The following is a 23,776-nucleotide window of genomic DNA, read 5'->3' on the forward strand; positions in this document are numbered from 1 at the left end:
CACCACCGAACCTTTGCGGGAATCAACCCCTCCGGCCGGAAGATCTTCGGTACTTCTCGGAATGTGGACGTGGATCGCCGGTGCGGATCCGGGTCGGGATGCCGTTCTCCGCACCTGTCAAGGGGTGTCGGGAAGTTGACCGGATACCCGGCTATGAGCCATGTCACCGACATGCGGCCTGCGGTGTCCGACATGTGAGCTTGCGCTTATCGGACTCGTCGCGGACGGCGTCCGTCGGGTAAGAAGGTTCTTTACACCCCTCATCAGGGGCTCAGGGCGCGTGTGCGGCGCGCCCGTCGCACAGGTCCATGCGCAACAGCGGCCATGTCCCTGTGTGGTGCCCGCCCACCCCTCACCAGGAGTGGACAACCCTCAAACCGTAAATACTTAAGGGGTAAAACAAAGTGGCAGCGGAGATCGTCAATCCTCGCAGCGACAGCGACGCCAGTACGGATCAGGAGGCTGGGGCGGAGCCCCTCGACTCCTTCGACCCGGCGTTCGCGCTGCACCGCGGCGGCAAGATGGCCGTGCAGGCCACCGTGCCGATCCGCGACAAGGACGACCTGTCCCTGGCGTACACGCCCGGCGTCGCGAAGGTGTGCAGCGCGATCGCCGAGCAGCCGGACCTCGTGCACGACTACACGTGGAAGTCGTCGGTGGTGGCCGTCGTGACGGACGGTACGGCGGTTCTCGGCCTCGGCGACATCGGGCCCGAGGCCTCCCTTCCGGTGATGGAAGGCAAGGCGATCCTCTTCAAGCAGTTCGGCGGCGTGGATGCGGTCCCGATCGCCCTGGACTGCACGGACGCCGACGAGATCGTCGAGACCGTGGTGCGCCTCGCTCCCTCGTTCGGCGGAGTCAACCTGGAGGACATCTCGGCGCCGCGGTGCTTCGAGATCGAGCGCAAGCTCCAGGAGCGCCTCGACATCCCGATCTTCCACGACGACCAGCACGGTACGGCGGTCGTCACGCTGGCGGCGCTGCGCAACGCGGCGCGGCTGAGCGGGCGGACGCTCGGTGAGCTGCGGGCGGTGATCTCGGGCGCGGGCGCGGCCGGTGTCGCCATCGCCAAGATGCTCGTCGAGGCCGGCATCGGGGACGTCGCGGTCGCCGACCGCAAGGGCGTCGTCTCGGCCGGCCGGGGCGACCTGACCCCGGTCAAGCAGGAGCTGGCCTCCTTCACGAACAAGGCCGGGCTGTCCGGATCGCTGGAGGAGGCCCTCGCGGGCGCCGACGTCTTCATCGGCGTCTCCGGCGGTACGGTGCCGGAGGCGGCCGTGGCGTCGATGGCCGAGGGCGCGTTCGTGTTCGCCATGGCCAACCCGAACCCCGAGGTGCACCCGGAGATCGCGCACAAGTACGCGGCGGTCGTGGCCACGGGGCGGTCGGACTTCCCGAACCAGATCAACAACGTGCTGGCGTTCCCGGGCATCTTCGCGGGTGCGCTGCAGGTGCGGGCGTCCCGGATCACCGAGGGTATGAAGCTCGCGGCGGCTGAGGCGCTGGCCTCGGTCGTGGGTGACGACCTCGCGGCGGACTACGTCATTCCGTCCCCGTTCGACGAGCGGGTCGCGCCTGCCGTGACGGCGGCGGTGGCCGCGGCGGCCCGTGCGGAGGGTGTCGCGCGTCGGTGAAGGCCTGACGTGATGCGTGTCGTGTGAGCGGCCTCGTCCCCTGGGGGACGGGGCCGTTTGCCGTGCGCGGAGGGGGCTGTGCGTGAGGCTCGGCGTCTTGGGTGCGCGGTGTGGGGGTGGCCGGCGGGGTGGGGCGCGCGGCCCGGCGCCGGGGGAGGCACGACTGCCCGCATGCTGCGCAGGCATGGCAGTGGCCCGCACCTGCCTCGGTGTGGTGGCAAGAGGGTGTGTGTCACAGGGTGGTGTGGTTCCCGTCGGGGGGTGGGGACCCTATCGTCGGGGGCATGTTCGCTGTCTATGCCGCCCGAATCGACCGCGACCAGCCCCTGAACGGCCTGGAGTCGGGAGAGCGTCCGGCTCCCGAGGCCCGGCCCGGCTGGAGTGTCGTCGATGTCCGCGCCGCCTCCCTCAACCACCATGACCTGTGGTCCCTGCGCGGCGTCGGCCTCCCGGAGGACCGGCTGCCGATGATCCTCGGCTGCGACGCCGCCGGTGTCGACGCCGACGGCAACGAGGTCGTCCTGCACTCCGTGATCGGCCAGACGGGCCACGGGGTCGGCCCCCGGGAGCCCCGCTCCATCCTCACCGAGCGCTATCCGGGGACGTTCGCCGAGCAGGTCGCCGTGCCGACCTGGAACATCCTGCCCAAGCCCAAGGAGCTCTCCTTCGAGGAGGCCGCCTGTCTGCCGACCGCCTGGCTGACGGCGTACCGGATGCTGTTCACCAACGCCGGGGTGCGTCCCGGTGACTCGGTGCTGGTGCAGGGCGCCGGCGGCGGGGTCGCCTCGGCCGCGATCGTGCTCGCCAAGGCGGCGGGACTGCGGGTCTTCGCCACCAGCCGGGACGAGGCCAAGCGGAAGCGGGCGCTCGAACTGGGTGCCGTGGAGGCCGTCGAGCCGGGCGCCCGGCTGCCGCAGCGCGTCGACGCCGTGATCGAGACCGTGGGCGCGGCCACCTGGTCCCACTCGGTGAAGTCGCTGCGGCCCGGCGGCACGCTCGTCATCTCGGGTGCCACCAGCGGCGACCGGCCCTCCCACGCGGAACTGACCCGGATCTTCTTCCTGGAGCTCAAGGTCGTCGGCTCCACCATGGGCACCAAGGAGGAACTGGAGGACCTGCTGTCCTTCTGCGCCGCCACCGGGGTGCGTCCGGTCATCGACGAGGTGCTTCCGCTGGACCGGGCCCGCGAGGGCTTCGAGCGGATGGCGTCCGGCGAGCTGTTCGGCAAGATCGTGCTCAACGTGTCCTGAGCCCCTTCCACGTCCGTCGACGGCGGGCCCGGTTCTCCGGGCCCGCCGTTCGCGTTCCCGCACGGATCCAGGTGTCAACCAGGGTTGACGGGCCGGGTACTGTCAACCTATGTTGACATCATGAGTGAAGCAACGGATCTCGCCGCGCGTGCGGGTGACCGCGACCCCAGGGTCGGGCTGCGGGCCGTCGCGGCACTGCGCCGGCTGCTGGAGCAACTGGAGGCGGTGCAGGTGCGCAGCGCGCGCAACCAGGGCTGGTCGTGGCAGGAGATCGCCACGGAACTCGGGGTCAGCAGGCAGGCCGTGCACAAGAAGTACGGGAGGCATTGATGTTCGAGCGGTTCACGAAGGATGCCCGAGCAGTGGTCCAGGAGGCCGTCGAGCATGCCGGACGGGAGGGGGCGCGGAGCGTCGGCGCCGAGCACCTGCTGCTCGCCCTGCTGGACCGTGAGGCCGGCCGCGCCTCGTTCGCGCTGACGGTGCTCGGGGGAGACGAGGGCAGGGAGTCGGTACGCCGGGCCCTGGAGGAGGCGCGGCGGCGCGCCGGTCTCTCGCAGGCCGACGCCGACGCCCTCGCCGGGCTGGGGATCGACGTCACGGCGATCGTCGCCAGGGTGGAGGAGACGCATGGCGTCGGCGCGATGTCCGGCGGCGGTGCGGACCGGCGTTCGCGGTCGGGTCGCCCCAGCTTCGGCCGGGACGCCAAGGAGGTTCTGGAGAAGTCCCTGCGGATCGCCCTGGCCCGGCGTGAACGGTACATCGGGGACGAGCATCTGCTGCTCGCCCTCACCGTCCGCCCCGGAGTGCCGGCCGAGGTGCTCGCCGATCTCGGGGTGACCCACGAGTCCGTGACCCGGGTGCTCGGCGGTGCGGGGGAGGCCTGCGCCTGACCGGGAGGGACGTGCCCCGTGGCGCGGGGAAGGGGACCGGCGCGGCCCCTCCCCGCACCGGGTGCTCAGGCCTTCGGGCTCCGCAGTATCACCCCGATGCGGGCCGCCGCCGTGGACAGGTGTCTGCGGGCGTCCCGGAGCTGGTCGGCGGTGACGCCGTGGTCGCGGGCCGCGTCGCGGATGTCGTCCCGGAAACGGTCCAGCAGCCGGTCCAGGTCCCGGGCGGGGTCCCCGGTGGAGTCCGCGGCGTCCTCATGGGCCCACGCCGGGGCGTAGCCCGCCGGGAAGTCCTCGGGTGTGGCGGAGTACTCCGGCCTGGGGGCGGAGGGGCCGGTGCGGCCGAAGCCCCAGTCCTTGCCGACGTCCTTGCCGAACTCGCCGACCTCCTTGGCCAGTTCGCTCAGTCCCTCACGCAGGCCCGTCGGCCAGTCGCCCCGCGAGAAGTGGGTCTGCACCTGCTCCTGCACCCGCTGGGCGATGCGCTGCACCTCCTGCTGGGCCTGGGCGCGGGCCCGCTCCTGCGCCTCCGTGGCCTGACGCCGGGCCCGCTGCGCCTCGTCGCGGGCGCGGCGGCTCTCGTCCTTGGCGCGGCGGGCCTGCTCCTTCCACTCCTGCTTGACCCGGCGCATCTCCTCCTTGGCGGCACGCCAGGCCTCCCTGTCACCGAGGTCCGCGGTGTCGCCGTTCCCGCCGCCCTGGCGGGCCTCGCCGGCCGCCGCCCTCATCTCCCGGCGCAGGTCGCCCGCCGCGCCGCGCACATCGGCGCGGATCTCGGCCGCGAGTTCGGCGACCGACTCGCGGATCTCCAGCTCCAGGTCGGCCAGCTCGCCGCTGCGGTCGGCCAGCTCGGCGCGGCCCGCGTCGGTGATGGCGTACACCTTGCGGCCGCCCTCGGTCGTGTGGGTGACCAGGCCCTCCGCCTCCAGCTTGGCCAGGCGCGGGTACACCGTGCCGGCGGAGGGCGCGTACAGGCCCTGGAAGCGTTCCTCCAGGAGGCGGATGACCTCGTAGCCGTGGCGCGGGGCCTCGTCCAGCAGCTTCAGCAGATACAGGCGGAGGCGGCCGTGGGCGAAGACGGGGGGCATGTCAGAGCACCTTCTTGTCGGTCGTGCCGTCGGACGGGGCGCCGGTGGTGCCGTCGTCCCGGCCGACGGCGGCATTGTCCCCCGGACCGGCCTGGGCGTCCGTCACGGGCCCGGTGTCTTGAGGCTCCCAGTCACCGTCCGCCGCCGGTGGGCGGCGCAGCAGGGCGATGGAGCCGGACACGGTCGTGGCCTTCAGCCTGCCGTTGCCCGCGCCGAGCCGGCCCGTGATCCGCTTGGCGCCCCACTGGCCGGCCACCCGCAGGTCCTCGAAGGCGTTGGAGACCGTGCCGCTCGCGGTGTTCGCCTCCACCCGGGCGTCGGCCGGCTGCGGCAGCCGGATGGCGATCTCGCCCGAGACGCTGGTCAGGCCGACGTCGGTGGGCCCGACGGCAGGGTCCAGGTCGACGATCATCGAACCGCTCACCGAGTCCGCCTTGACGGAGGAGCCGGCCTCCACCACGGTCAGGTCGCCGGAGACGGAGTTGAAGCGGAGGTCGCCCTTGAGGGCCTGCGCCTCCAGACTGCCGGAGACCGTGTCCGCGCGGACCGGGCCCGTGAGCCCCACCAGGGTGGTGTCCCCGGTGACGCCCTTCACCTCGGTGCGTCCTTCGATCCCGGAGACGACGGCCGCGGCACCGACGACTCCCACCTCGACGCGCGTGCGGGCGGGGACGGCCAGGGAGACCACGGCGCTGCGGCGCCAGCCCTTGCGGTCGAGCCAGGTGAGGAGGTTCTTCCAGGGGAGGTCCTCGTAGGCCACCGTCAGTCTGCCGTCCTCGTGCGTGACGACCAGGGGCGGGCCCTCGATCTCGGAGACTTCGAGGCGGGCGGAACCTTCGTCCGTGCCCACCACGTTCACTGTTCCGCTGACGACGCGCACGTGCAGCTCGCTCACGGGCTCGTCGAAGGTGAGCTTCGTGGGCTCCGCGACGGACCACTCGGACATGGTGCAGACCTCCCGACCGAACGCGGCATATCGCGTCCTCTGGAATCACGATATATCGCGGGTGGTGAAAGTCAAGACACTCGTTCCGGTGATCAACGATCGGCCGCGGCCCGGGAACGGCCCTGGCGTGTTGACCCTGCCGACGGCCGAGACGCCGGTGAAGGACGGGAGCGCGCCGGTGCCGCACGGCGGCCGTGACGGGACGGCGGGGAACGGGCCGACCGGGTGCCGACCGGCTCTGGGTCGCAGCGCTCGCCGTCGGCGCCCCGTGGCCCGCGCTCGCCCTGTCGGGCCGGAGGGTGCTGGATCTCCGGTCACTGGTGCGGCCGGCGGTGCCCGACCCGGAGGCAGTCGCCCGCTACCGGCTGCGCTGTCCGCTCGCGCTGCTCACGTGCGCGGGAGCCACCCTGCCAGGCTGCCTCGCCCCCCGGTGAAAATTGCCGACCGTCTCGCCGAGGCCGCCCGCGCACCCGCCCTGACCCAGACGGCGGCCGGCCTCCCGCTCACGGCCTGAGGCGTACGCCGTCGCGGCGGTGATGGGCCACGGCGGGGGCGCTGCTGCTCGCCCACGGCCCGCCGGGGCCGGCGTACGGCATGGCACGGCGTTCCCACGCTCGCGCCGGACACCGGACGCCGGGACGACCGCGGACTACTCGTCGTCCTCGTCGTCCAGGCGGGCCAGCCAGGTCGCCAGCCGCTCCACCGGAACCTCGAAGTCCGGGTTCAGGTCGACGAAGGTCCGGAGCTGCTCGGCGAGCCACTCGAAGGTGACCTCTTCCTCGCCGCGCCGCTTCTCCAGTTCCTCGATGCCGCGGTCGGTGAAGTACAAGGTGCTCTCCGTCGGACGGGTCGACTGGGTCGAACGGGTGGGATGTCGGATGTCGCTACCAGGATAGGCGCGCCCGGCCACCCGCTCGGCCCGCCCGCCCCTCCTCAGCCCGGAGCGGAACCCCGTACCCAGACCGGAGGCTCCGGCGACCCGCACCCGCACCCGCATCCGGCCCCCGAACCGGCACCCGAAGCCCGGCGCCCGACCCACAGGAAAAGGCCCGGCCCCCGTTCCGAAGAACGGGGGCCGGGCCCCTCGTGTCAGGCCGGTCCGAGGGCTCAGGCCTCGAAGACCTCACGCACGAGCTGCTCCTGCTCGGCCTGGTGCCGCTTCGCGGAACCGACGGCCGGGGACGAGCTGTGCGGGCGCGAGATGCGGCGCAGGCGCTCGCCGTGCGGGACGTCGGCACCGACCGCCAGGTCCAGGTGGTCGATCAGGTTGAGCGCGATGAACGGCCAGGCACCCTGGTTCGCCGGCTCCTCCTGGGCCCACAGGTACTTCTCGGCGTTCGGGTACTTGGCGATCTCCGCCTGGAGCTCGGCACCCGGCAGCGGGTACAGGCGCTCGATGCGGATGATGGCCGTGTCCGTCACGCCGCGCTTCTTCCGCTCGGCGTCGAGGTCGTAGTAGACCTTGCCGGCGGTGAAGACGACCTTCTTGACGGCGGCCGGGTCGACCGAGTCGTCGCCGATGACCGGGCGGAACTGGCCCGTCGTGAACTCCTCCGCCTTCGAGGCCGCGGCCTTCAGGCGCAGCATCGACTTCGGGGTGAAGACGACCAGCGGCTTGTGGTGCGGGTTGTGCACCTGCCACCGCAGGAGGTGGAAGTAGTTCGCCGGCGAGGTCGGCATGGCGACCGTCATGTTGTTCTGCGCGCAGAGCTGGAGGAAGCGCTCCGGGCGGGCGGAGGAGTGGTCCGGACCCTGGCCCTCGTAGCCGTGGGGGAGGAGCAGGACCACACCGGAGGTCTGGTTCCACTTCTGCTCCGCCGACGAGATGAACTCGTCCACGACCGTCTGGGCGCCGTTGACGAAGTCGCCGAACTGCGCCTCCCACAGCACGAGCGCGTCGGGGCGGGCCAGCGAGTAGCCGTACTCGAAGCCCATCGCCGCGTACTCGGACAGCAGGGAGTTGTAGACGTTGTACCGGGCCTGCTCCTCGGACAGGTACAGCAGCGGCGTGAACTCGTCGCCCGTCTCGCGGTCGATGATGACCGCGTGGCGCTGGCCGAAGGTGCCGCGCTGCGAGTCCTGGCCCGCCAGGCGCACCGGCACGCCCTCCAGGAGGAGGGAGCCGACGGCGAGGGTCTCGCCCATGCCCCAGTCGATCGTGCCGTCCTCGACCATCGCCGCACGGCGCTGGAGCTGGGGCAGCAGACGCGGGTGCACGGTGATGTGGTCGGGGATGTTGACCTGCGACTCGGCGATCCGCTTGACGACCTCGGCGGAGACCGCGGTGTTCACGGCGACCGGGAACTCGGCCTGCGGGTCGGAGGGCTCCACGGCCGACGGCTGCGAGGTGGCCTCGCGGACCTCCGTGAAGACCTTCTCGAGCTGGCCCTGGTAGTCCTGGAGCGCCTGCTCGGCCTCTTCCAGGGTGATGTCGCCGCGGCCGATCAGGGACTCGGTGTAGAGCTTGCGCACCGAGCGCTTGCGGTCGATCAGGTCGTACATCAGCGGCTGGGTGAAGGCCGGGTTGTCGGACTCGTTGTGACCGCGGCGGCGGTAGCAGATGAGGTCGATCACCACGTCCTTGTTGAACGCCTGGCGGAATTCGAAGGCCAGGCGTGCGACGCGCACGACGGCCTCGGGGTCGTCGCCGTTCACGTGGAAGATCGGGGCCTCGATCATGCGGGCCACGTCCGTCGCGTACATGGAGGAACGCGAGGACTCGGGGGCCGCGGTGAAGCCGACCTGGTTGTTGATGACGATGTGGACCGTGCCGCCGGTGCGGTAGCCCCGGAGCTGCGACATGTTCAGGGTCTCGGCCACCACGCCCTGGCCCGCGAAGGCCGCGTCGCCGTGGATCGCCACCGGCAGGACGGTGAAGTCCGTGCCGCCCTTGTTGATGATGTCCTGCTTGGCGCGGGCGACGCCCTCCAGGACCGGGTCCACCGCCTCCAGATGCGAGGGGTTGGCCACCAGCGAGACGCGGATCTGGTCGCCGTCCAGGCCGGTGAAGGTGCCCTCGGCGCCCAGGTGGTACTTCACGTCGCCGGAGCCGTGCATCGACTTCGGGTCGAGGTTGCCCTCGAACTCGCGGAAGATCTGCGCGTACGACTTGCCGACCACGTTGGCCAGCACGTTCAGCCGGCCGCGGTGGGCCATGCCGATGACGACCTCGTCCAGGCGGGACTCGGCGGCCGAGTCCAGCACGGCGTCCAGCAGCGGGATGACGGACTCGCCGCCCTCCAGGGAGAACCGCTTCTGGCCGACGTACTTGGTCTGCAGGAAGGTCTCGAAGGCCTCCGCCGCGTTCAGCCGGCGCAGGATGCGAAGCTGCTCCTCGCGCTCCAGCTTGGAGTGGGCGCGCTCCACGCGGTCCTGGATCCACTTGCGCTGCTTCGGGTCCTGGATGTGCATGAACTCGATGCCGGTGGTGCGGCAGTACGAGTCGCGCAGGACGCCGAGGATGTCGCGCAGCTTCATCATCGACTTGCCGGCGAAGCCGCCGACGGCGAACTCGCGCTCCAGGTCCCACAGGGTGAGCCCGTGCTCGGTGATGTCCAGGTCGGGGTGCTTGCGCTGCTGGTACTCCAGCGGGTCGGTGTCGGCCATGACGTGGCCGCGGACCCGGTAGGAGTGGATCAGCTCGAAGACGCGGGCGGCCTTGGTGACGTCGTCGTCGTGCGAGGCGTCGATGTCCTTGAGCCAGCGGACCGGCTCGTAGGGGATGCGCAGGGCCTCGAAGATCTCGTCGTAGAAGCCGTTCTCGCCGAGGAGGAGGTTGGCGACCTGGCGCAGGAACTCGCCGGAGGCGGCGCCCTGGATGACCCGGTGGTCGTAGGTCGACGTGAGCGTCATGACCTTCGAGATGCCGAGCTTGTTCAGGGTGTCCTGGGAGGTGCCCTGGAACTCCGCCGGGTAGTCCATGGAGCCGACGCCCATGATCACCGACTGGCCGGGCATCAGGCGCGGCACCGAGTGGACGGTGCCGAGGCCGCCCGGGTTGGTCAGGGAGACCGTGACGCCGGTGAAGTCGTCCATCGTCAGCTTGCCGTCGCGGGCGCGGCGGACGATGTCCTCGTAGGCCTGCCAGAACTCGAAGAAGTTCATGGTCTCGGCCTTCTTGATCGCCGCGACGACGAGCTGGCGGTCGCCGTTGGGCTTGACCAGGTCGATGGCGAGGCCGAGGTTGACGTGCGCCGGCTTGATCAGCGTCGGCTTGCCGTCCTTCTCGCCGAACGCGTAGTTCATGGCCGGCATGGCCTTGATGGCCTGCACCATCGCGTAGCCGATCAGGTGCGTGAAGGAGATCTTCCCGCCCCGGGCGCGCTTGAGGTGGTTGTTGATGACGATGCGGTTGTCGAACAGCAGCTTTACCGGGACCGCGCGCACGGACGTGGCCGTGGGCAGCTCCAGCGAGGCGTTCATGTTCTTGGCCACCGCGGCGGCCGGGCCGCGCAGCGTCACCAGCTCGGGGCCCTCGGGGGCCTCCTTGGCGGGCTCCGCCTTCGCCTTGGGCTTCGCGGCGGCGGGCTTCGCGGCCGGGGCCGCCGGAGCGGCGGCGGCCGGCTGCGCCGCCGGCTTCGCGGGGGCGGCGGCCGGCTGGGGAGCGGCCGGGGCCGGGGCCTGCGCGGGAGCGGGAGTCTGCGCCCGGGGCGCCGGAGGCGCTTGCGGCGCGGGTGCGGTGCCCGTGGGCGTCGCGGCACCGGACGCGGCCTGGGCGGCGGCCGCCCCCGGCTTGTAGTCGGCGAAGAAGTCCCACCAGGCACGATCCACGGAGTTCGGGTCCTGGAGGTACTGCTGATAGATCTCGTCGACGAGCCACTCGTTGGCACCGAACGCAGCGGCGGGGTTCTTGCCCGCTTGGTCGGTGTCGGTCGAGATGCTCGAGTTACTGGGGGACTGTGGCGACACGGCGAGAACCGCCCTCTTCCGCTTCACAAGGTGGTGGACAGCGGGAATCAAGGCTACGCCTCCCCGGCCCGGAAGGTCAGACCGGGCCCGTTCAACGTCGCGTAAGTCACATCGTGGACAGCGTTTCGGCGCTGGAAATGGCGGGAAACAAGCCAGGTTCCGTTGTGTCCGGGAAGGGGACACCGCGGCACGGCGGGCGATGCGCGCGGGCTCGCGCCTGATCACACGTGTCCGTCAGGGCGAACGTCTGTGGATCTTGGTGCCTGGATTCGAACCCTACGTCAACTCGACGCCGTTGGCAGGCCCGGAAGAGTGATGAGAATCCGGCAGCCCCGCTCGGATTCGGCCACTCCGATCCGGCCGCCGTGCAGATCCACCGCCCACCGCGCGATCGCGAGCCCGAGACCGGTGCCTCCGTCGCTGCCCGGGCCGTGCGGCCGGGACACGGAACCCCGGTTGAACCGCTCGAACACCCGTCGCCATTCCGAACGCGGAATGCCCGGACCCTCGTCCAGAACCTCCAGCTCCAGGGACTCCGGCTGCGTCCCGGGCCGCGCCCTGACCGTCACGCGGCCGTGCGGCGGGCTGTGCTTGACCGCGTTGTCGATGAGGTTGGCGACCACCTGGTGGATGCGCTCGGGGTCGGCGTGGGCGGTCAGGCCGGCCGGGAACACGTCGAGGGCCAGGTGCACGTCGGTGCGCGTGTGGCTTCCGGACCCGGAAGCGATGCCCGCGCGCGCCGAGGCGACCATGTTGGCCTCCTTCAGCACGCCCGCCAGATAGGGCCACACCTCGAAGCGCCGCTTGCGCAGCGGTACGACGCCGTTGTCCAGGCGGGAGAGGTCCAGCAGCGTCTCGACCAGCCGGCCGAGCCGCTCGGTCTGGCGCAGCGCGGTCCGCATGGTCTCCGGGTCGGCCTCGGTGACGCCGTCGACGATGTTCTCCAGCACCGCGCGCAGGCCCGCGATGGGGGTGCGCAGCTCGTGCGAGACGTTCGCCACCAGCTCCTTGCGCTGGAGGTCCTGGGCCTCCAGGTCGTCGGCCATGCGGTTGATCGTGACCGCCAGGTCGCCCAGCTCGTCGCGGCGGTTCTCGCGCACCCGGCGCGTGTAGTCGCCGTGCGAGATGGACCGGGCCACGGCGTTCATCTCGTCCAGCGGCGCGGTCAGCGAGTGGGCCACGAACTGCGTGATCAGCAGCGTGGCGATCATCGAGAAGACCGTGATGAAGCGCAGTTCCGTCTTGGTGTGCACGGCGATCACCGACAGGCCGGTGGTGATCAGCACCGACGTGACGACCAGCGCGCCGAGCTTGGTCTTGATCGAGAACGGGCGTACGCCGCCCCAGGGGTCCCCGGGGCTCCTCCGTGCGGCTTCCCGTCCGTCGCTCATGGCGTCGGCGTCTCCAGGGCGTAGCCCACGCCGTGCACCGTGCGGATGCGCTCGGCGCCGATCTTGCGGCGCAGCGCCTTGATGTGGCTGTCGACGGTCCGGGTGCCGGAGGCGTCCGCCCAGTCCCAGACCTCGGCGAGCAGATGCTCGCGGGAGAGCACCGCGCGGGGCGTGTTCGCCAGGCACACCAGCAGGTCGAACTCGGTGGGGGTGAGGTGGACGTCCTCGCTGCGCACCCGTACCCGGCGCTGCGCGTGGTCGATCTCCAGCTCGCCGAGGCGCAGGATGCCGCTGCGCGGCGTCGAGGCGGCCACGACGGCCCGCTCCACCCGGCGCAGCAGCACGTGCACGCGGGCGGCGAGCTCGCGCATCGAGAACGGCTTGGTCATGTAGTCGTCGGCGCCCACGCCGAGCCCGACCAGCATGTCCGTCTCGTCGTCGCGCGCGGTGAGCATCAGCACCGGCACCGGCCGCTGGGCCTGCACGCGCCGGCACACCTCCAGGCCGTCGAAGCCGGGCAGCATGATGTCGAGGATCAGCAGATCGGGCTGCCAGGCCTCGGCCGTGTCGACCGCCGCCGGGCCGTCACCCGCCGTTTGCACCAGGAAGCCCTCGGCGCGCAGGCGGTTCGCGATGGCGTCCACGATCGTCTGGTCGTCCTCGACCACCAGCACCCGGCGCTGAGCGCCCTGGGTGGCTGCCGCCGCCGTGCCGTTGTGGGAGGTCTGTGTCTGCTCCATCGCCCGCCCCTGAGGTGTGCTTTCCGGAATCCGTGGGGTGATCCCATGACTGCGCTTGACGCTTGAATGATCTGTGTCAGGGCAGCAGCGTACGGGGAGTCACCGCGGCATTGCTATCCAGGCCGGACGGCGAGGTGGACGACGTCCGGAACGCCCCGGGCAACGGGGATCTCTTCGGTACGCACCTGCTGGAACCCGGCATTACGCAAGGTTTCTTCGAATTCCGGAGAGGGCTGGGCCGACCACACCGCGAGCACCCCGCCGGGCCTCAACACCCTTGCGCAGCTTGCCAGTCCGGCCGGTGAGTACAGTCCGTCGTTGCCCTCGGTGACGGTCCAGTCGGGGCCGTTGTCGATGTCGAGGCACAGCGCGTCGTACGTGTCGGAAGTCTCATTGACGTACTCCACCAGATCCGCCTCCACGATCCGTGCGCGCGGGTCGGCCAGCGCGGCGGCGGACACCTCGGCGAGCGGTCCGCGCCGGTGCCAGTCGATGACGGCGGGCTCGCGTTCGACGACCGCGATCCGGCCCCAGCGGGGGTCGCCCGCGGCGTGTGCGAGCGAGAAGCCGACACCCAGTCCGCCGATCAGCACGTGCGGGGCCGCCCGCCCGTCGAGCGCCTCGGCGGCCGCGTCCACGAGCCGCCGCTCCGAGCGGCCGTCGGAGGTGTCCATCAGGAAGCAGCCGTTCGCGATGATCTGGAGCAACGCCCCGTGCCGGCGCAGGACGACCTCGCCGTACGGGCCCTCGCGACGGTCCAGCACTTCCGGGGTGTCGTAGGAGTCGTAAGAGGTGATGGGCATCGCCCCATCCTGGCACTCCCGCGGGCGGGGAATGGCCGAGCGCGGGAACGCGCTCGACCTCGGTGACGGGCTCCTCGCGGCCGGCTCTCCCCTTGATCGCTCACAGCGAACGCGGTTCGGGGAACATTCACCGGTCGCCAAGCATTGAGTCGGCATAACTCAACTTGACTGCCGAAGGGGAGATCATGGCTGCTGAGTCCGACGCCTTCACACCGCTCACCCTGCCCGTGCTGCCGCTCGACGACGAGGTCGTGCTGCCGGGGATGGTCGTCCCCCTGGACCTGAGCGATTCCGAGGTACGGGCCGCGGTGGAGGCCGCCCAGGCCGCCGCCAGGTCCGAACCCGGCAAGCCCCGGGTCCTCCTCGTGCCCCGCGTCGACGGCACGTACGCGAAGACCGGTGTCCTCGGCACGGTTGAGCAGGTCGGCAGGCTGGCCGACGGCGACCCGGGCGCGCTGGTCCGCGGCCGGGGGCGGGTGCGCATCGGCGCCGGCACCACCGGCCCCGGCGCCGCCCTGTGGGTCGAGGGCGCGCGGACGGACGAGAGCGTGCCCGACCCGCTGCCCGGGCAGGTCGCCGAGCTGGTCAAGGAGTACAAGGCCCTGGCCACCGCCTGGCTGCGCAAGCGCGGCGCCTGGCAGGTCGTGGACCGCGTCCAGGCCATCGACGACGTCTCCGCGCTCGCCGACAACTCCGGCTACTCGCCCTTCCTCTCCACCGAGCAGAAGGTCGAGCTGCTGGAGACCGCCGACCCGGTCGCCCGTCTGAGGCTCGCCACGCAGCAGCTCCGCGACCACCTCGCCGAGCAGGAGGTCGCCGAGACCATCGCCAAGGACGTCCAGGAGGGCGTGGACAAGCAGCAGCGCGAGTTCCTGCTGCGCCGCCAGCTCGAAGCCGTCCGCAAGGAGCTGCGCGAGCTCAACGGCGAGCAGGAGGGCGAGGAGTCCGACGACTACCGCGCCCGCGTCGAGGCCGCCGACCTGCCCGAGAAGGTCCGCGAGGCCGCGCTCAAGGAGGTCGACAAGCTGGAGCGCGCCTCCGACCAGTCGCCCGAGGGCTCCTGGATCCGCACCTGGCTGGACACGGTCCTGGAGATGCCCTGGAGCGAGCGGACCGAGGACGCCTACGACATCCAGGGCGCCAAGGCGGTCCTGGACGCCGAGCACGCGGGCCTGGAGGACGTCAAGGAGCGGATCACCGAGTACCTCGCCGTGCGCAAGCGGCGCGGTGACCGCGGCCTGGGCGTGATCGGCGGCCGCCGCGGCGGGGCCGTGCTCGCGCTCGTCGGGCCGCCCGGCGTCGGCAAGACCAGCCTCGGCGAGTCCGTCGCGCACGCGATGGGCCGCAAGTTCGTCCGCGTCGCCCTCGGCGGCGTCCGCGACGAGGCCGAGATCCGCGGCCACCGGCGTACGTACGTCGGCGCGCTGCCCGGCCGGATCGTGCGGGCGGTCAAGGAGGCCGGGTCGATGAACCCGGTGGTCCTGCTGGACGAGATCGACAAGGTCGGCTCGGACTTCCGGGGCGACCCGGCCGCGGCCCTCCTGGAGGTGCTGGACCCGGCGCAGAACCACACCTTCCGGGACCACTACCTGGAGGTGGAACTCGACCTGTCGGACGTCGTCTTCCTCGCCACCGCCAATGTGCTGGAGGCGATCCCGGAGGCGCTGGCCGACCGGATGGAGATCGTGCGCCTGGACGGCTACACCGAGGACGAGAAGGTCGTCATCGCCCGTGACCACCTGCTCCCGCGCCAGTTGGAGCGGGCCGGCCTGGACCGGGAGGAGGTCACGGTCGACGAGGGCGCGCTGCGCAAGCTGGCCGGCGAGTACACGCGCGAGGCCGGTGTGCGCACCCTGGAGCGGTCCATCGCGCGGCTGCTGCGCAAGGTGGCGGCCCAGCACGAACTGGGCGAGCGTCAGCTGCCGTTCACCGTCACCGACGGCGACCTGCGCGACCTCATCGGCCGGCCGCACCACGTGCCCGAGTCCGCCCAGGACCCGGCCGAACGGCGCACCTCGGTGCCCGGCGTGGCCACGGGACTCGCGGTGACCGGCGCGGGCGGCGACGTGCTGTACGTCGAGGCGTCGCTGGCCGACCCGGAGACGGGCGCGGCCGGACTGACCCTGACCGGTCAGCTCGGTGACGTGATGAAGGAGTCGGCGCAGATCGCGCTGAGCTTCCTGCGCAGCCACGGCGCCGAACTGGAGCTGCCGGTGGCGGACCTGAAGGACCGGGGCGTGCACATCCACTTCCCGGCGGGCGCGGTCCCCAAGGACGGCCCGAGCGCCGGCATCACGATGACGACGGCCCTCGCCTCGCTGCTGTCGGGCCGGCTGGTGCGCACGGACGTGGCGATGACCGGCGAGGTCTCGCTGACCGGCCGGGTGCTGCCGATCGGCGGGGTCAAGCAGAAGCTGCTCGCGGCGCACCGGGCGGGCGTCACCACGGTGATCGTCCCCAAGCGCAACGAGCCCGACCTGGACGACGTGCCGGCGGAGGTGCTGGAGAAGCTGGACGTCCACACCGTCACCGACGTCCGCCAGGTTCTGGAGCTGGCCCTGGCACCGGCGGCCACCGGTGCCGAGCCGGAGGTTCCGGTCGCGGCATGACGGACGCACCGGGAGAGGTGAGGGCCCGGGTCCCCATGGGGGACCCGGGCCCCGCCCCGGTGCGGATCAGCCGTTGGCGAGCGCCTGGACGCGGTCCAGGGCGCCGTTGAACTTGTTGTGGTCCCCGACCGTGGGGCCGGTCGAGGTGTACTGCCACATCGTGTAGTAGCCCCAGCCGGCCGGCAGCTCGCCCACGGTGGAGGCGTACCGCGCGATCCACAGCGGGTTGTTCACCGCGAAGCCGCCGTAGTTGCCGGTGCACTGCTTCCACCAGCTCGTGGCCGTGTAGATGACGGCGTGGCGGCCGGTGCGGGCCCTGTAGGTGTTCAGGAAGTCGGCGATCCAGGACACCATCTGGCTCTGGGTCTTGCCGTAGCAGGTGGCCCCGTACGGGTTCCACTCGATGTCCAGCGCGCCCGGCAGCGTCTTGCCGTCGCGGGACCAGCCGCCGCCGTGGTCGACGAAGTAGTTGGCCTGGGTGGCGCCGCTCGTGGTGTCCGGGGTGGCGAAGTGGTACGCGCCGCGGATCATCCCGACGTTGTAGGAGCCGTTGTACTGCTGGGCGAAGTAGGGGTTCGTGTAGTACGTCCCCTCGGTGGCCTTGACGTAGGCCCACTTGACCCCGCTGTTCCACAGGGTCGTCCAGGCGACGTTGCCCTGGTGGCTGGAGACGTCGACGCCCTCCGTCTGGGTGGCGTCACCGGGGACGGGAGTGCCGTCCCGGCCGTCGTGGGCCTCGACGCCCATGCCCATGTGGGCGGAGCCGCGCGGTGGGGTGTCCGCGGCCGTGGAGGGGTGGGCGACGAGGAGGGAGAGGGCGGCGAGCAGGATTCCGGTGGCGGCGAGGCGCCGGCCCCGGGGCGGTCCGGATCTGTGCACGAGCATGAGCGTGCCTCCGCTGGCTCGGTGGTGCTCGGTGGGGGTTGCGGAACACGGCGGGCGGTGCGCATGTCGTGACCATGCCATGCTCACTGCCCGTGCAAGACGCTACGCACGTAGAACGGCGGGCGGAAGAGGGGTCGGGAGCTGCCGATGGTCTACGCCTGCGAAATACTTGCCGAGCTGCGGTGATGGCGGCCTGTGGCGGAAACTTTCAGGACCGGGAAAATCGAGGCAGGGGCTGACGTGCACGAAGACGGAAACGACGGCGGCGGCGGAGCCGGATCCGGGCAGCGGGCGAGTGGTGTGAACCAGCCCGAGTTCCTGGCACTGGAGCGCGAGTTGACCGTCCTGATGCGCCGCGCCCGGGCCAGCCAGGGCGAGATGGCCCGCGAGGTCCACCCGGACCTGGAGCCCTCCGCGTACGGCCTCCTCGTCCGGCTGGGCGCGTGCGGCGGACAGCGCGCCACGGACCTCGCCGCCTACATCGGCGTCGGCAAGGCCACGATGAGCCGCCAGCTCCGCGCGCTGGAGGAACTCGGCCTCGTCGCCCGCGAACCCGACCCCGCCGACGGCCGGGCCTGGCTGGTCACCCTCACCCCGGAGGGCCAGGAGCGGGTCGGCCGGGTGCGGGAGGCCCGCCGGGCCCGCTACGCCCGCCGACTCGGCGACTGGGACCCCCGGGAAGTGGCGGAACTGGCACGGCTGCTGCACGAACTCAACCGCGGCATGGAGAAGTAGCGCGCCCCCTCGCGCCGTTCACAGCTCGGCGTACACCACCGTCGCGTCGTCGTGCGTCTTGCCGCGGCCGAGGAACTCCCGCGCTCCCGCCGCGTCCGCCCGCTCCAGCTCCCGCACCCGGTCCACCAGCGCCTGCGCGCCCTGCTTGCGGACGAGGCTCAGGCAGGCCGCCCAGTCGCCCTCGCCGAACGTCTCGACCCAGCGCGCCGCCCCGTCCGTCAGCGCCGCCAGCGTCCGCACGTCCGAGCGCGGCAGCACCCCCGTCACCGCCCGGGCCGCCACCGCCGGATCGGCCGCGGCCGTGAAGAACCCGCCCTCCCTGTTGCGCAGGTTCGCGTCCACCAGGGCGTCCGTCGCGAGCGCCGAGCGGGGCAGCCGGGCCAGCCGGTCGTCGAGCAGCGCCGTGACCTCGCCGTCGGAGGTCTCCACCAGCAACGCCGAGTCCGACAGCACCAGGTACTCGACCCGGCCGGGGGACCAGCGGGCGAGGACCACGGTCGCCTGGGGGGTTCGCGGGTGAGAAAGGTCACAGGTTTCCGCATGTGCCGCGGAGGTATGCGCGATGGCACGGGACAGGGCTTCGGTGAGAGGAACATCCGGGAGTGAAACGGTCAGTTCGGTCAGCGCCCCGCCGAGCCGTGCGGTGAACCAGGGAACGGAATGCAGACAGCCCGTCCCGCCGCGGGGCGGAGTCACACCGTCCAGCACGACCAGCGAACCGCCCTGCCCCGAGGCGGGCAGCGCGACGCTCGCGAAGTCCTCGTTGGGGTGGTCGGCCAGGCCAGGTTCCGAAACGAGTTCCGTACGCATCCGGCCAGTCTGCACGACCCCTTCACAGTGTCCGCAAAAGGCCGGCGACTCTCCCCGGAAACATCGCGGCCGCGCAGGTCAGCAGCCGGATTTGGGATGGAATACTGCACTCCGGGAACGCGTGGCGGCACATAGTGCCACCGCCCGTCGCAGACGTCCAACCGGCACGCCGCCCCGGACCGACGCACGAGCCGGCGCAACTTGCCCCCCAACTACCCTCCGGGGTTCACTCCTTCGGGTGGCGGGTCAGGTGATGCACGCCCACCGCCCACCGGCACTGGGAGGGTCGGGAACCGGTGGGGGGCCTGCCCGGCTCACACGGTCCCCCCGTCCGACGCTCGGCCGGAGGCGGGGGAGCAGCCCAGAGCTTGGGGAAGGGTGCACGCGCCGGCCGGCCAGTTGACGGAGCGCCACCCGGGCCCACGGGTACACGAGTCAGGAATGCGAGCACCGGTGCAGAAGACGCGGCCTCGTCGCACAGGCAAGCAGTCGGCCCCCGCGGGGAGCGCGGAGCGCGCCCCCGGCACCTCCTCCACCCCGGTGGCCGAGGCGCCGCCCGTCGGCAAGGGCCGTGCCACCCACGTACGCAACCGGCTGATCGTCGCCGTGGCCGTCGTGGCCGCCGCCGTCGCCGGCGCGGGAGCGCCGTCCGTCCTGGCGGCCTCCGGGCAACTGCACGACTCCCAGGACCTGGTGACGCTGGCCGAGCAGACCCAGGACGCGCTCACGCTCGCCCACTCCCTCGCCGACGAGCGGGACGAGGTCACCCCCTACGTCGCCGCGGGACGGCCCAAGTCCAAGGCGCCGTCCGAGCAGCGCAGCGCGCGTGTCGACCGGCAGGTGGAGGAGCTGCTCGCCGACACCGACACCCCCGCCTCCCTGCGCGAGGACCTCGAGGCGATCGCGGCCCTGCGCCGTTCCGCCCTCACCGGCGCTCTCCAGGCGCACGAGGCCTACTCGGACGCCATCGCCGGACTCCACGCCCTCGCCGGGCGGCTGGCCGAGCAGATGCCGCCCCGCGCGGGCGCCGGCGCCCACGCCCTCGCCGAACTGGACACCGCGGTCCAGCAGGCCGCCGCCACCCGGGGGCTGCTGCTCGCGGCCCTCGGCGTGCCGGGCGGCACCGAGACCGGCATCGACCCCGTCACGGGGCTTCCGACCGTGTCCGACTCCTCCTCGGACTCCGAGCAGCGCGACGCCCTCGCCGCCGCCGCCCAGCAGGCCCGGGTGCGCTCCGACGCCGCCCTCGCCGGCTTCCGCGACGGCGCGACCAAGACGGCACGCGACAGTTACGACGCCACGGTCGCCGGACCCGAGGTCAACTCGGCCGAGAAGTACCTGGCCCGCCTCACCGACGAGCCCACCCTCTCCGACGAGGACCTCGACGTCTCCGTCAAGAAGCTGGACGCCGCCCTCTCCGCGCGCGTCGACGCCATGCGCGGGGCCGAGTCCGCCCTGTACGAGAAGCGCACCAAGGCGCTGGAGCAGTTGCGCGACGACGACGTGACGGCGCTGGAGATCCGCGTCGCCGCCCTCGGCGCCCTGCTCCTGCTGACCCTCGGCATCGCCACCGCCATGGCCCGCACCCTCACCCGCCCGCTGTCGGTGCTGCGCCGCGGATCGGCCCGGCTCGCCGCGGCCCCGGACCCGTCGGCCGAGGAGCCAGTGGCCTTCACCGGCCGCAACGACGAGTTCGCCCAGGTCGTGCGCTCCGTCAACGCCCTGCACGCGCACGCCGCGACGCTCGCCGAGCGCGTCAACACGTTGGAGGCCGACCGCAAGCACCTGGTCGGCCAGCGGCAGAAGATGGCCGACGCCCGCGAGGAACTGCGTGCCGAACTCGCCGAGTCGGCCGCCCAGCTCGACGTGGTGCGCAAGAGCATCGGCTCCACCTTCGTCAACCTGGCGCTGCGCACCCTCGGCCTGGTCGAGCGGCAACTCGCCGTCATCGAGAGCCTGGAGGAGCGCGAGCAGGACCCGGAGCGGCTCGCCACCCTGTTCAAGCTCGACCACTTCGCCACGGTCATGCGCCGGCACAGCGAGAACCTCCTCGTGCTGGCCGGCACCGAGCACATCCAGCACAGCGCCGGTCCGGTGCCGCTGGTCGACGTGGTCCGCGCCGCGGTCAGCGAGATCGAGCGGTACGAGCGGGTGCGCATCGCCGCGCTGCCTCCGCACGCGCACGTGGCCGGCTTCGCCGCCGACGACCTCTCCCACCTGCTGGCCGAGCTGATGGAGAACGCCACCTCGTTCTCGCCGCCGGACCTGCCCGTCGAGGTCTCCGGCTGGCTGCTCGAGAACGGCGAGGTGATGCTCTCCGTCCAGGACGAGGGCATCGGCATGGCCACCGAGCGGCTCCAGCGGCTCAACGCCCGCCTGACCGACTTCGACCCGGAGGCGCCCTACGACCAGGAGGGCGAGGACGGTCTCGGCCTCGGCCTCTACGTGGTCGCCCGGCTCGCCCACCGGCACGGGGCGCGGGTGCGGCTGCGGGAGCAGAAGCAGGGCGGTGTGGCGGCCGTCGTGGTCCTCCCGAGCACCCTGCTCGCGGCCGCGCCGTCGGCGGCCGTCGCCCCGGCCGCGCCGGTCACCGACGGCACCGGCTCCTTCAGCCTGCCGGGCGCCGACGCGGAGGCCAACTCCAACGTCCTGCACGGCCGTGCGGAGAAGAGCGGGGAGCCGGGCGTCGACCCGCTGGTGGCCTCCGCGGAACAGGCCGTACGCCGGGCCGAAGCCGAAGCCGAAGCCGAAGCCGAAGCCGAAGCGGAGGCGAAGGCCGCCGCGGAAGCCGACGCCGAGGAAGCCGCGGCCGAGGCGGACGCGTCGGACACGCGGCCGGACGCGGACACCGCGGACGCCGCCGGCGCCGCCCGCGACGACGACGCCGGCACCCCCGCCGAGCCCGCCCCGGCACCGGACGCCCGTCGCCAGGCGGTCGCGGGCGAGGACGCGGGGCCCGACGCCGGCCACGCGCCGCGCGCCCCGGAGAGCGACTCCCCCGAGGAGGCACCCGCGCCGTCCGCCGGCCGGGACCTCCCCGACGACACCACGATGGCCCTCCTGCTCCCGGCCGCGGTCCCCGCCCCCGGGCCCGCCGCGCAGGAGACCCCCGCCCCGGCCCAGGCGTCCGCCCCCGACGCCGCCCGGCGCGAGACCCCGGCCGCCGAGCCCGCGGAGTCCGCCGACCCCTACGCCATCGGCCCGGACACCCACGAACGCACCGCCGACGAGGGTGCCGAGCCCGAACCGGAGGAGGAGCCCGTCACCGCCAAGGGGCTGCCCAAGCGGACCCCGAAGCTCACCGCGCCGGCCGAGGTGCCGCGGCCGCGCTCGGCGGGTTCCGTCGACGCCGAGGCGCTGCGCCGCCGCCTGGGAGGGTTCCGCCGGGGGGCGGAGGCCGGACGGCGCGACGTCGAGGCGGAGATCGCCGAGCGGACGGGCCAGAACCGGGCGCCGTCCGCCGCGGCGGGGACAACCGAAGAAGCCACGGGGGGCACTGTCGAGGAGGCAAGCAGTTGACCGCGCCCAGTACCTTCGGACTGAGCAGTGAAGCCCGCAATCTGCACTGGCTGCTGACCAACCTCGTCGAGGAGGTGCCCGGCATCCAGTCCGTCGCCGTGGTCTCCTCCGACGGCCTGCTCCTGCTCTCCTCCGACCAGGACAGGAACGACGCGGCCCGTGAGGCCCGCGCCGAGCGGAGTACCGGCCCCCGGGGCTCCGCCGCCGACCTCGCCACCGTCGTCTCCGGCGTCGGCAGCCTGACCGTCGGCGCCGCCCGGCTGATGGACTACGGCGCGGTGAAGCACACGATGGTCGCCATGGACGAGGGCAGCCTGTTCGTGATGTCGATCAGCGACGGCTCGCTGCTCGGCGTGCACGGCTCCGCGGACGCCGACATGAGCGTCATCGCGTACCACATGGCGCTGTTCGTCGGCCGCGCAGGCCACGTCCTGACCCCCGAAGTCCGCAGCGAGCTGCGGAAATCACTGGAGTCCGAGTCGACGGGGAGTACCCGATGAGCAGTGGCCCCGGCAGGAACCCGAAGAACCCGAACAGCCTTCCCGTGCGCGGGTCGGACCGCAAACCGGCCCGGGTGCGCCCCTACTCGCTCACCGGCGGGCGCACCCGCTTCGGCCACGTGCTGCTCGTCGAGACGTTCGTCGGCGCCACGGCCGGCACCGCCGCGCTCGAAGCGGCCGAGGAACGCAAGGAACTGACGAACGGTTCGCTCACCTCCCGCGTCATGCCGGAGATGCGGGCCATCGTCGAACTGTGCCGCCGTATGCGTACGGTGGCCGAGATCGCCGCGCTGCTGAAGATGCCGCTCGGCGTGGTCCGCGTCCTGATCAGTGATCTCGCGGACCAGGGAAAGATCCGTGTGTACGGCACGGGAACCGGCCACGGCACGGGCCGCCCGGACCGCGCTCTGCTCGAAAGGGTGCTCAGTGGACTCCGTCGTCTCTGACGCCGCCGCCTACGGCGTCTCCCCCCTCGTCGACCCCGACGAGGCCATGCAGCCCTGGCAGGCGGACCGCACCCGCGCGCCGATCGCCACGAAGATCGTGGTGGCGGGCGGTTTCGGCGTCGGCAAGACCACGCTGGTCACCACCGTCTCGGAGATCACGCCCCTGCAGACCGAGGCGCTGATGACCGAGGCGAGCGAGGAGACCGACGACCTCACCGCCACGCCGGACAAGCTCACCACCACCGTGGCCATGGACTTCGGCCGCATCACGCTCGACGACGACCTGGTGCTCTACCTGTTCGGCACACCGGGCCAGCAGCGGTTCTGGTTCATGTGGGACGACCTGGTGCGCGGCGCGATCGGCGCCGTCGTCATGGCCGACACCCGGCGCCTGAGGGACTGCTTCCCGGCCCTGGACTACTTCGAGAGCTGCGGACTGCCGTACGTCGTGGCGGTGAACCACTTCGACGGCAGCGAGCGCTACGAACCCGAGGACGTGCGGGAGGCGTTGACGATCCCCGCGCACATACCTGTAATGATCATGGATGCGCGCCGTCGGATCTCGGTCATCGAGACCCTCTTGTCCCTCGTGGGCCACGCGCTCGACGAAACCCCCGAGTAGTCC

Annotated in this window: 19 protein-coding genes; 10 read left to right on the forward strand and 9 right to left on the reverse strand. The window is 72.1% G+C overall.

Annotated elements, in window-relative coordinates; all coding sequences use genetic code 11:
• Window positions 1-404 precede the first annotated feature (404 nt).
• The 4 genes from ACH499_RS27300 to ACH499_RS27315 all read left to right on the forward strand — a co-directional run bounded on the left by ACH499_RS27300 (window position 405) and on the right by ACH499_RS27315 (window position 3,774).
• Window positions 405-1,634 carry an NADP-dependent malic enzyme gene (locus ACH499_RS27300; protein ID WP_399018996.1) on the forward strand — a complete coding sequence of 410 codons (1,230 nt, stop codon included), beginning with the start codon at window positions 405-407 and terminating at the stop codon, window positions 1,632-1,634.
• Between the two features lie 284 nt (window positions 1,635-1,918).
• On the forward strand, window positions 1,919-2,884 hold the full coding sequence (locus tag ACH499_RS27305) for a zinc-binding dehydrogenase (protein ID WP_399018998.1): 966 nt from the start codon (window positions 1,919-1,921) through the stop codon (window positions 2,882-2,884).
• Between the two features lie 120 nt (window positions 2,885-3,004).
• Complete coding sequence (locus ACH499_RS27310) at window positions 3,005-3,214, forward strand: helix-turn-helix domain-containing protein (RefSeq protein ID WP_055417899.1); 210 nt, start codon at window positions 3,005-3,007, stop codon at window positions 3,212-3,214.
• On the forward strand, window positions 3,214-3,774 hold the full coding sequence (locus ACH499_RS27315) for a Clp protease N-terminal domain-containing protein (protein WP_399019000.1): 561 nt from the start codon (window positions 3,214-3,216) through the stop codon (window positions 3,772-3,774). Before ACH499_RS27310 ends, ACH499_RS27315 begins: the two co-directional genes overlap by 1 nt.
• Before the next feature lie 65 nt (window positions 3,775-3,839).
• On the opposite strand, the gene ACH499_RS27320 is transcribed toward ACH499_RS27315, so the two are convergent.
• From ACH499_RS27320 to ACH499_RS27350, 7 genes are all read right to left on the reverse strand, one after another.
• Entirely contained in the window at window positions 3,840-4,859 is a 1,020-nt protein-coding gene (locus tag ACH499_RS27320) for a helix-turn-helix transcriptional regulator (protein WP_399019002.1), read from the reverse strand.
• Between the two features lies 1 nt (window position 4,860).
• Window positions 4,861-5,805, reverse strand: a complete 945-nt coding sequence (locus ACH499_RS27325; RefSeq protein WP_399019004.1) for a DUF4097 family beta strand repeat-containing protein — start codon at window positions 5,803-5,805, stop codon at window positions 4,861-4,863.
• A gap of 649 nt (window positions 5,806-6,454) precedes the next feature.
• On the reverse strand, window positions 6,455-6,634 hold the full coding sequence (locus ACH499_RS27330) for a DUF6104 family protein (RefSeq protein ID WP_003992906.1): 180 nt from the start codon (window positions 6,632-6,634) through the stop codon (window positions 6,455-6,457).
• A 278-nt stretch (window positions 6,635-6,912) separates the two neighbouring features.
• Window positions 6,913-10,713 (reverse strand): multifunctional oxoglutarate decarboxylase/oxoglutarate dehydrogenase thiamine pyrophosphate-binding subunit/dihydrolipoyllysine-residue succinyltransferase subunit, encoded by a 3,801-nt coding sequence (locus tag ACH499_RS27335; RefSeq protein ID WP_399019006.1) that lies wholly within the window; start codon window positions 10,711-10,713, stop codon window positions 6,913-6,915.
• Between the two features lie 281 nt (window positions 10,714-10,994).
• The gene (locus ACH499_RS27340) at window positions 10,995-12,104 is read right to left on the reverse strand and encodes an ATP-binding protein (RefSeq protein WP_356201770.1); all 1,110 of its coding nucleotides are present in this window, start codon (window positions 12,102-12,104) and stop codon (window positions 10,995-10,997) included.
• Window positions 12,101-12,844: a response regulator transcription factor gene (locus ACH499_RS27345; RefSeq protein ID WP_399019009.1), complete on the reverse strand. Its 744-nt coding sequence runs from the start codon at window positions 12,842-12,844 to the stop codon at window positions 12,101-12,103. The genes ACH499_RS27340 and ACH499_RS27345 overlap by 4 nt, the downstream gene beginning before the upstream one ends.
• Window positions 12,845-12,957: 113 nt before the next feature.
• The gene (locus ACH499_RS27350) at window positions 12,958-13,647 is read right to left on the reverse strand and encodes a spermidine synthase (protein WP_399019011.1); all 690 of its coding nucleotides are present in this window, start codon (window positions 13,645-13,647) and stop codon (window positions 12,958-12,960) included.
• A gap of 185 nt (window positions 13,648-13,832) precedes the next feature.
• Between ACH499_RS27350 and lon the strand changes: the two genes are divergently transcribed.
• Window positions 13,833-16,256, forward strand: a complete 2,424-nt coding sequence (lon, locus tag ACH499_RS27355; protein WP_399019013.1) for an endopeptidase La — start codon at window positions 13,833-13,835, stop codon at window positions 16,254-16,256.
• Window positions 16,257-16,322: 66 nt separating this feature from the next.
• Here the strand turns inward: lon and ACH499_RS27360 are convergent, their stop codons facing one another.
• Window positions 16,323-17,141 (reverse strand): lysozyme, encoded by an 819-nt coding sequence (locus tag ACH499_RS27360; RefSeq protein WP_399019015.1) that lies wholly within the window; start codon window positions 17,139-17,141, stop codon window positions 16,323-16,325.
• A 240-nt stretch (window positions 17,142-17,381) separates the two neighbouring features.
• On the opposite strand from ACH499_RS27360, the gene ACH499_RS27365 reads away from it, so the two are divergent.
• Window positions 17,382-17,876 carry a MarR family transcriptional regulator gene (locus ACH499_RS27365; RefSeq protein WP_356201761.1) on the forward strand — a complete coding sequence of 165 codons (495 nt, stop codon included), beginning with the start codon at window positions 17,382-17,384 and terminating at the stop codon, window positions 17,874-17,876.
• Between the two features lie 18 nt (window positions 17,877-17,894).
• Here ACH499_RS27365 and ACH499_RS27370 read toward each other — a convergent pair whose 3' ends face one another.
• Window positions 17,895-18,686 carry a protein phosphatase 2C domain-containing protein gene (locus tag ACH499_RS27370; protein WP_399019017.1) on the reverse strand — a complete coding sequence of 264 codons (792 nt, stop codon included), beginning with the start codon at window positions 18,684-18,686 and terminating at the stop codon, window positions 17,895-17,897.
• Window positions 18,687-19,127: 441 nt separating this feature from the next.
• On the opposite strand from ACH499_RS27370, the gene ACH499_RS27375 reads away from it, so the two are divergent.
• Genes ACH499_RS27375 through ACH499_RS27390 form a run of 4 tightly spaced genes read left to right on the forward strand, consistent with a single transcriptional unit; the run spans window position 19,128 to window position 23,773 of the window.
• On the forward strand, window positions 19,128-22,205 hold the full coding sequence (locus ACH499_RS27375; protein WP_399019019.1) for a nitrate- and nitrite sensing domain-containing protein: 3,078 nt from the start codon (window positions 19,128-19,130) through the stop codon (window positions 22,203-22,205).
• Window positions 22,202-22,705, forward strand: coding sequence for a roadblock/LC7 domain-containing protein (locus ACH499_RS27380; protein ID WP_399019021.1), 504 nt, complete (start codon window positions 22,202-22,204; stop codon window positions 22,703-22,705). The genes ACH499_RS27375 and ACH499_RS27380 overlap by 4 nt, the downstream gene beginning before the upstream one ends.
• Window positions 22,702-23,151 (forward strand): DUF742 domain-containing protein, encoded by a 450-nt coding sequence (locus ACH499_RS27385; RefSeq protein ID WP_356201754.1) that lies wholly within the window; start codon window positions 22,702-22,704, stop codon window positions 23,149-23,151. The genes ACH499_RS27380 and ACH499_RS27385 overlap by 4 nt, the downstream gene beginning before the upstream one ends.
• Entirely contained in the window at window positions 23,132-23,773 is a 642-nt protein-coding gene (locus ACH499_RS27390) for an ATP/GTP-binding protein (RefSeq protein ID WP_356201753.1), read from the forward strand. The genes ACH499_RS27385 and ACH499_RS27390 overlap by 20 nt, the downstream gene beginning before the upstream one ends.
• The last annotated feature ends 3 nt before the right edge of the window (window positions 23,774-23,776 follow it).

Origin of the sequence: Streptomyces sp. NPDC018947 (genome assembly GCF_044390505.1) — a bacterium.
Taxonomy (GTDB): Bacteria; Actinomycetota; Actinomycetes; order Streptomycetales; family Streptomycetaceae; genus Streptomyces.

Excerpts from the sequence above, each read along its gene's own strand:
- ACH499_RS27350 (WP_399019011.1), bottom strand. The coding sequence starts at position 13,647 with ATGCCCATCACCTCTTACGACTCCTACGACACCCCGGAAGTGCTGGAC.
- ACH499_RS27325 (WP_399019004.1), bottom strand. The coding sequence starts at position 5,805 with ATGTCCGAGTGGTCCGTCGCGGAGCCCACGAAGCTCACCTTCGACGAG.
- ACH499_RS27345 (WP_399019009.1), bottom strand. The coding sequence starts at position 12,844 with ATGGAGCAGACACAGACCTCCCACAACGGCACGGCGGCGGCAGCCACC.
- lon (WP_399019013.1), top strand. The coding sequence starts at position 13,833 with ATGGCTGCTGAGTCCGACGCCTTCACACCGCTCACCCTGCCCGTGCTG.
- ACH499_RS27375 (WP_399019019.1), top strand. The coding sequence starts at position 19,128 with ATGCGAGCACCGGTGCAGAAGACGCGGCCTCGTCGCACAGGCAAGCAG.
- ACH499_RS27385 (WP_356201754.1), top strand. The coding sequence starts at position 22,702 with ATGAGCAGTGGCCCCGGCAGGAACCCGAAGAACCCGAACAGCCTTCCC.
- ACH499_RS27360 (WP_399019015.1), bottom strand. The coding sequence starts at position 17,141 with ATGCTCGTGCACAGATCCGGACCGCCCCGGGGCCGGCGCCTCGCCGCC.
- ACH499_RS27315 (WP_399019000.1), top strand. The coding sequence starts at position 3,214 with ATGTTCGAGCGGTTCACGAAGGATGCCCGAGCAGTGGTCCAGGAGGCC.
- ACH499_RS27370 (WP_399019017.1), bottom strand. The coding sequence starts at position 18,686 with ATGCGTACGGAACTCGTTTCGGAACCTGGCCTGGCCGACCACCCCAAC.
- ACH499_RS27305 (WP_399018998.1), top strand. The coding sequence starts at position 1,919 with ATGTTCGCTGTCTATGCCGCCCGAATCGACCGCGACCAGCCCCTGAAC.
- ACH499_RS27310 (WP_055417899.1), top strand. The coding sequence starts at position 3,005 with ATGAGTGAAGCAACGGATCTCGCCGCGCGTGCGGGTGACCGCGACCCC.
- ACH499_RS27340 (WP_356201770.1), bottom strand. The coding sequence starts at position 12,104 with ATGAGCGACGGACGGGAAGCCGCACGGAGGAGCCCCGGGGACCCCTGG.
- ACH499_RS27320 (WP_399019002.1), bottom strand. The coding sequence starts at position 4,859 with ATGCCCCCCGTCTTCGCCCACGGCCGCCTCCGCCTGTATCTGCTGAAG.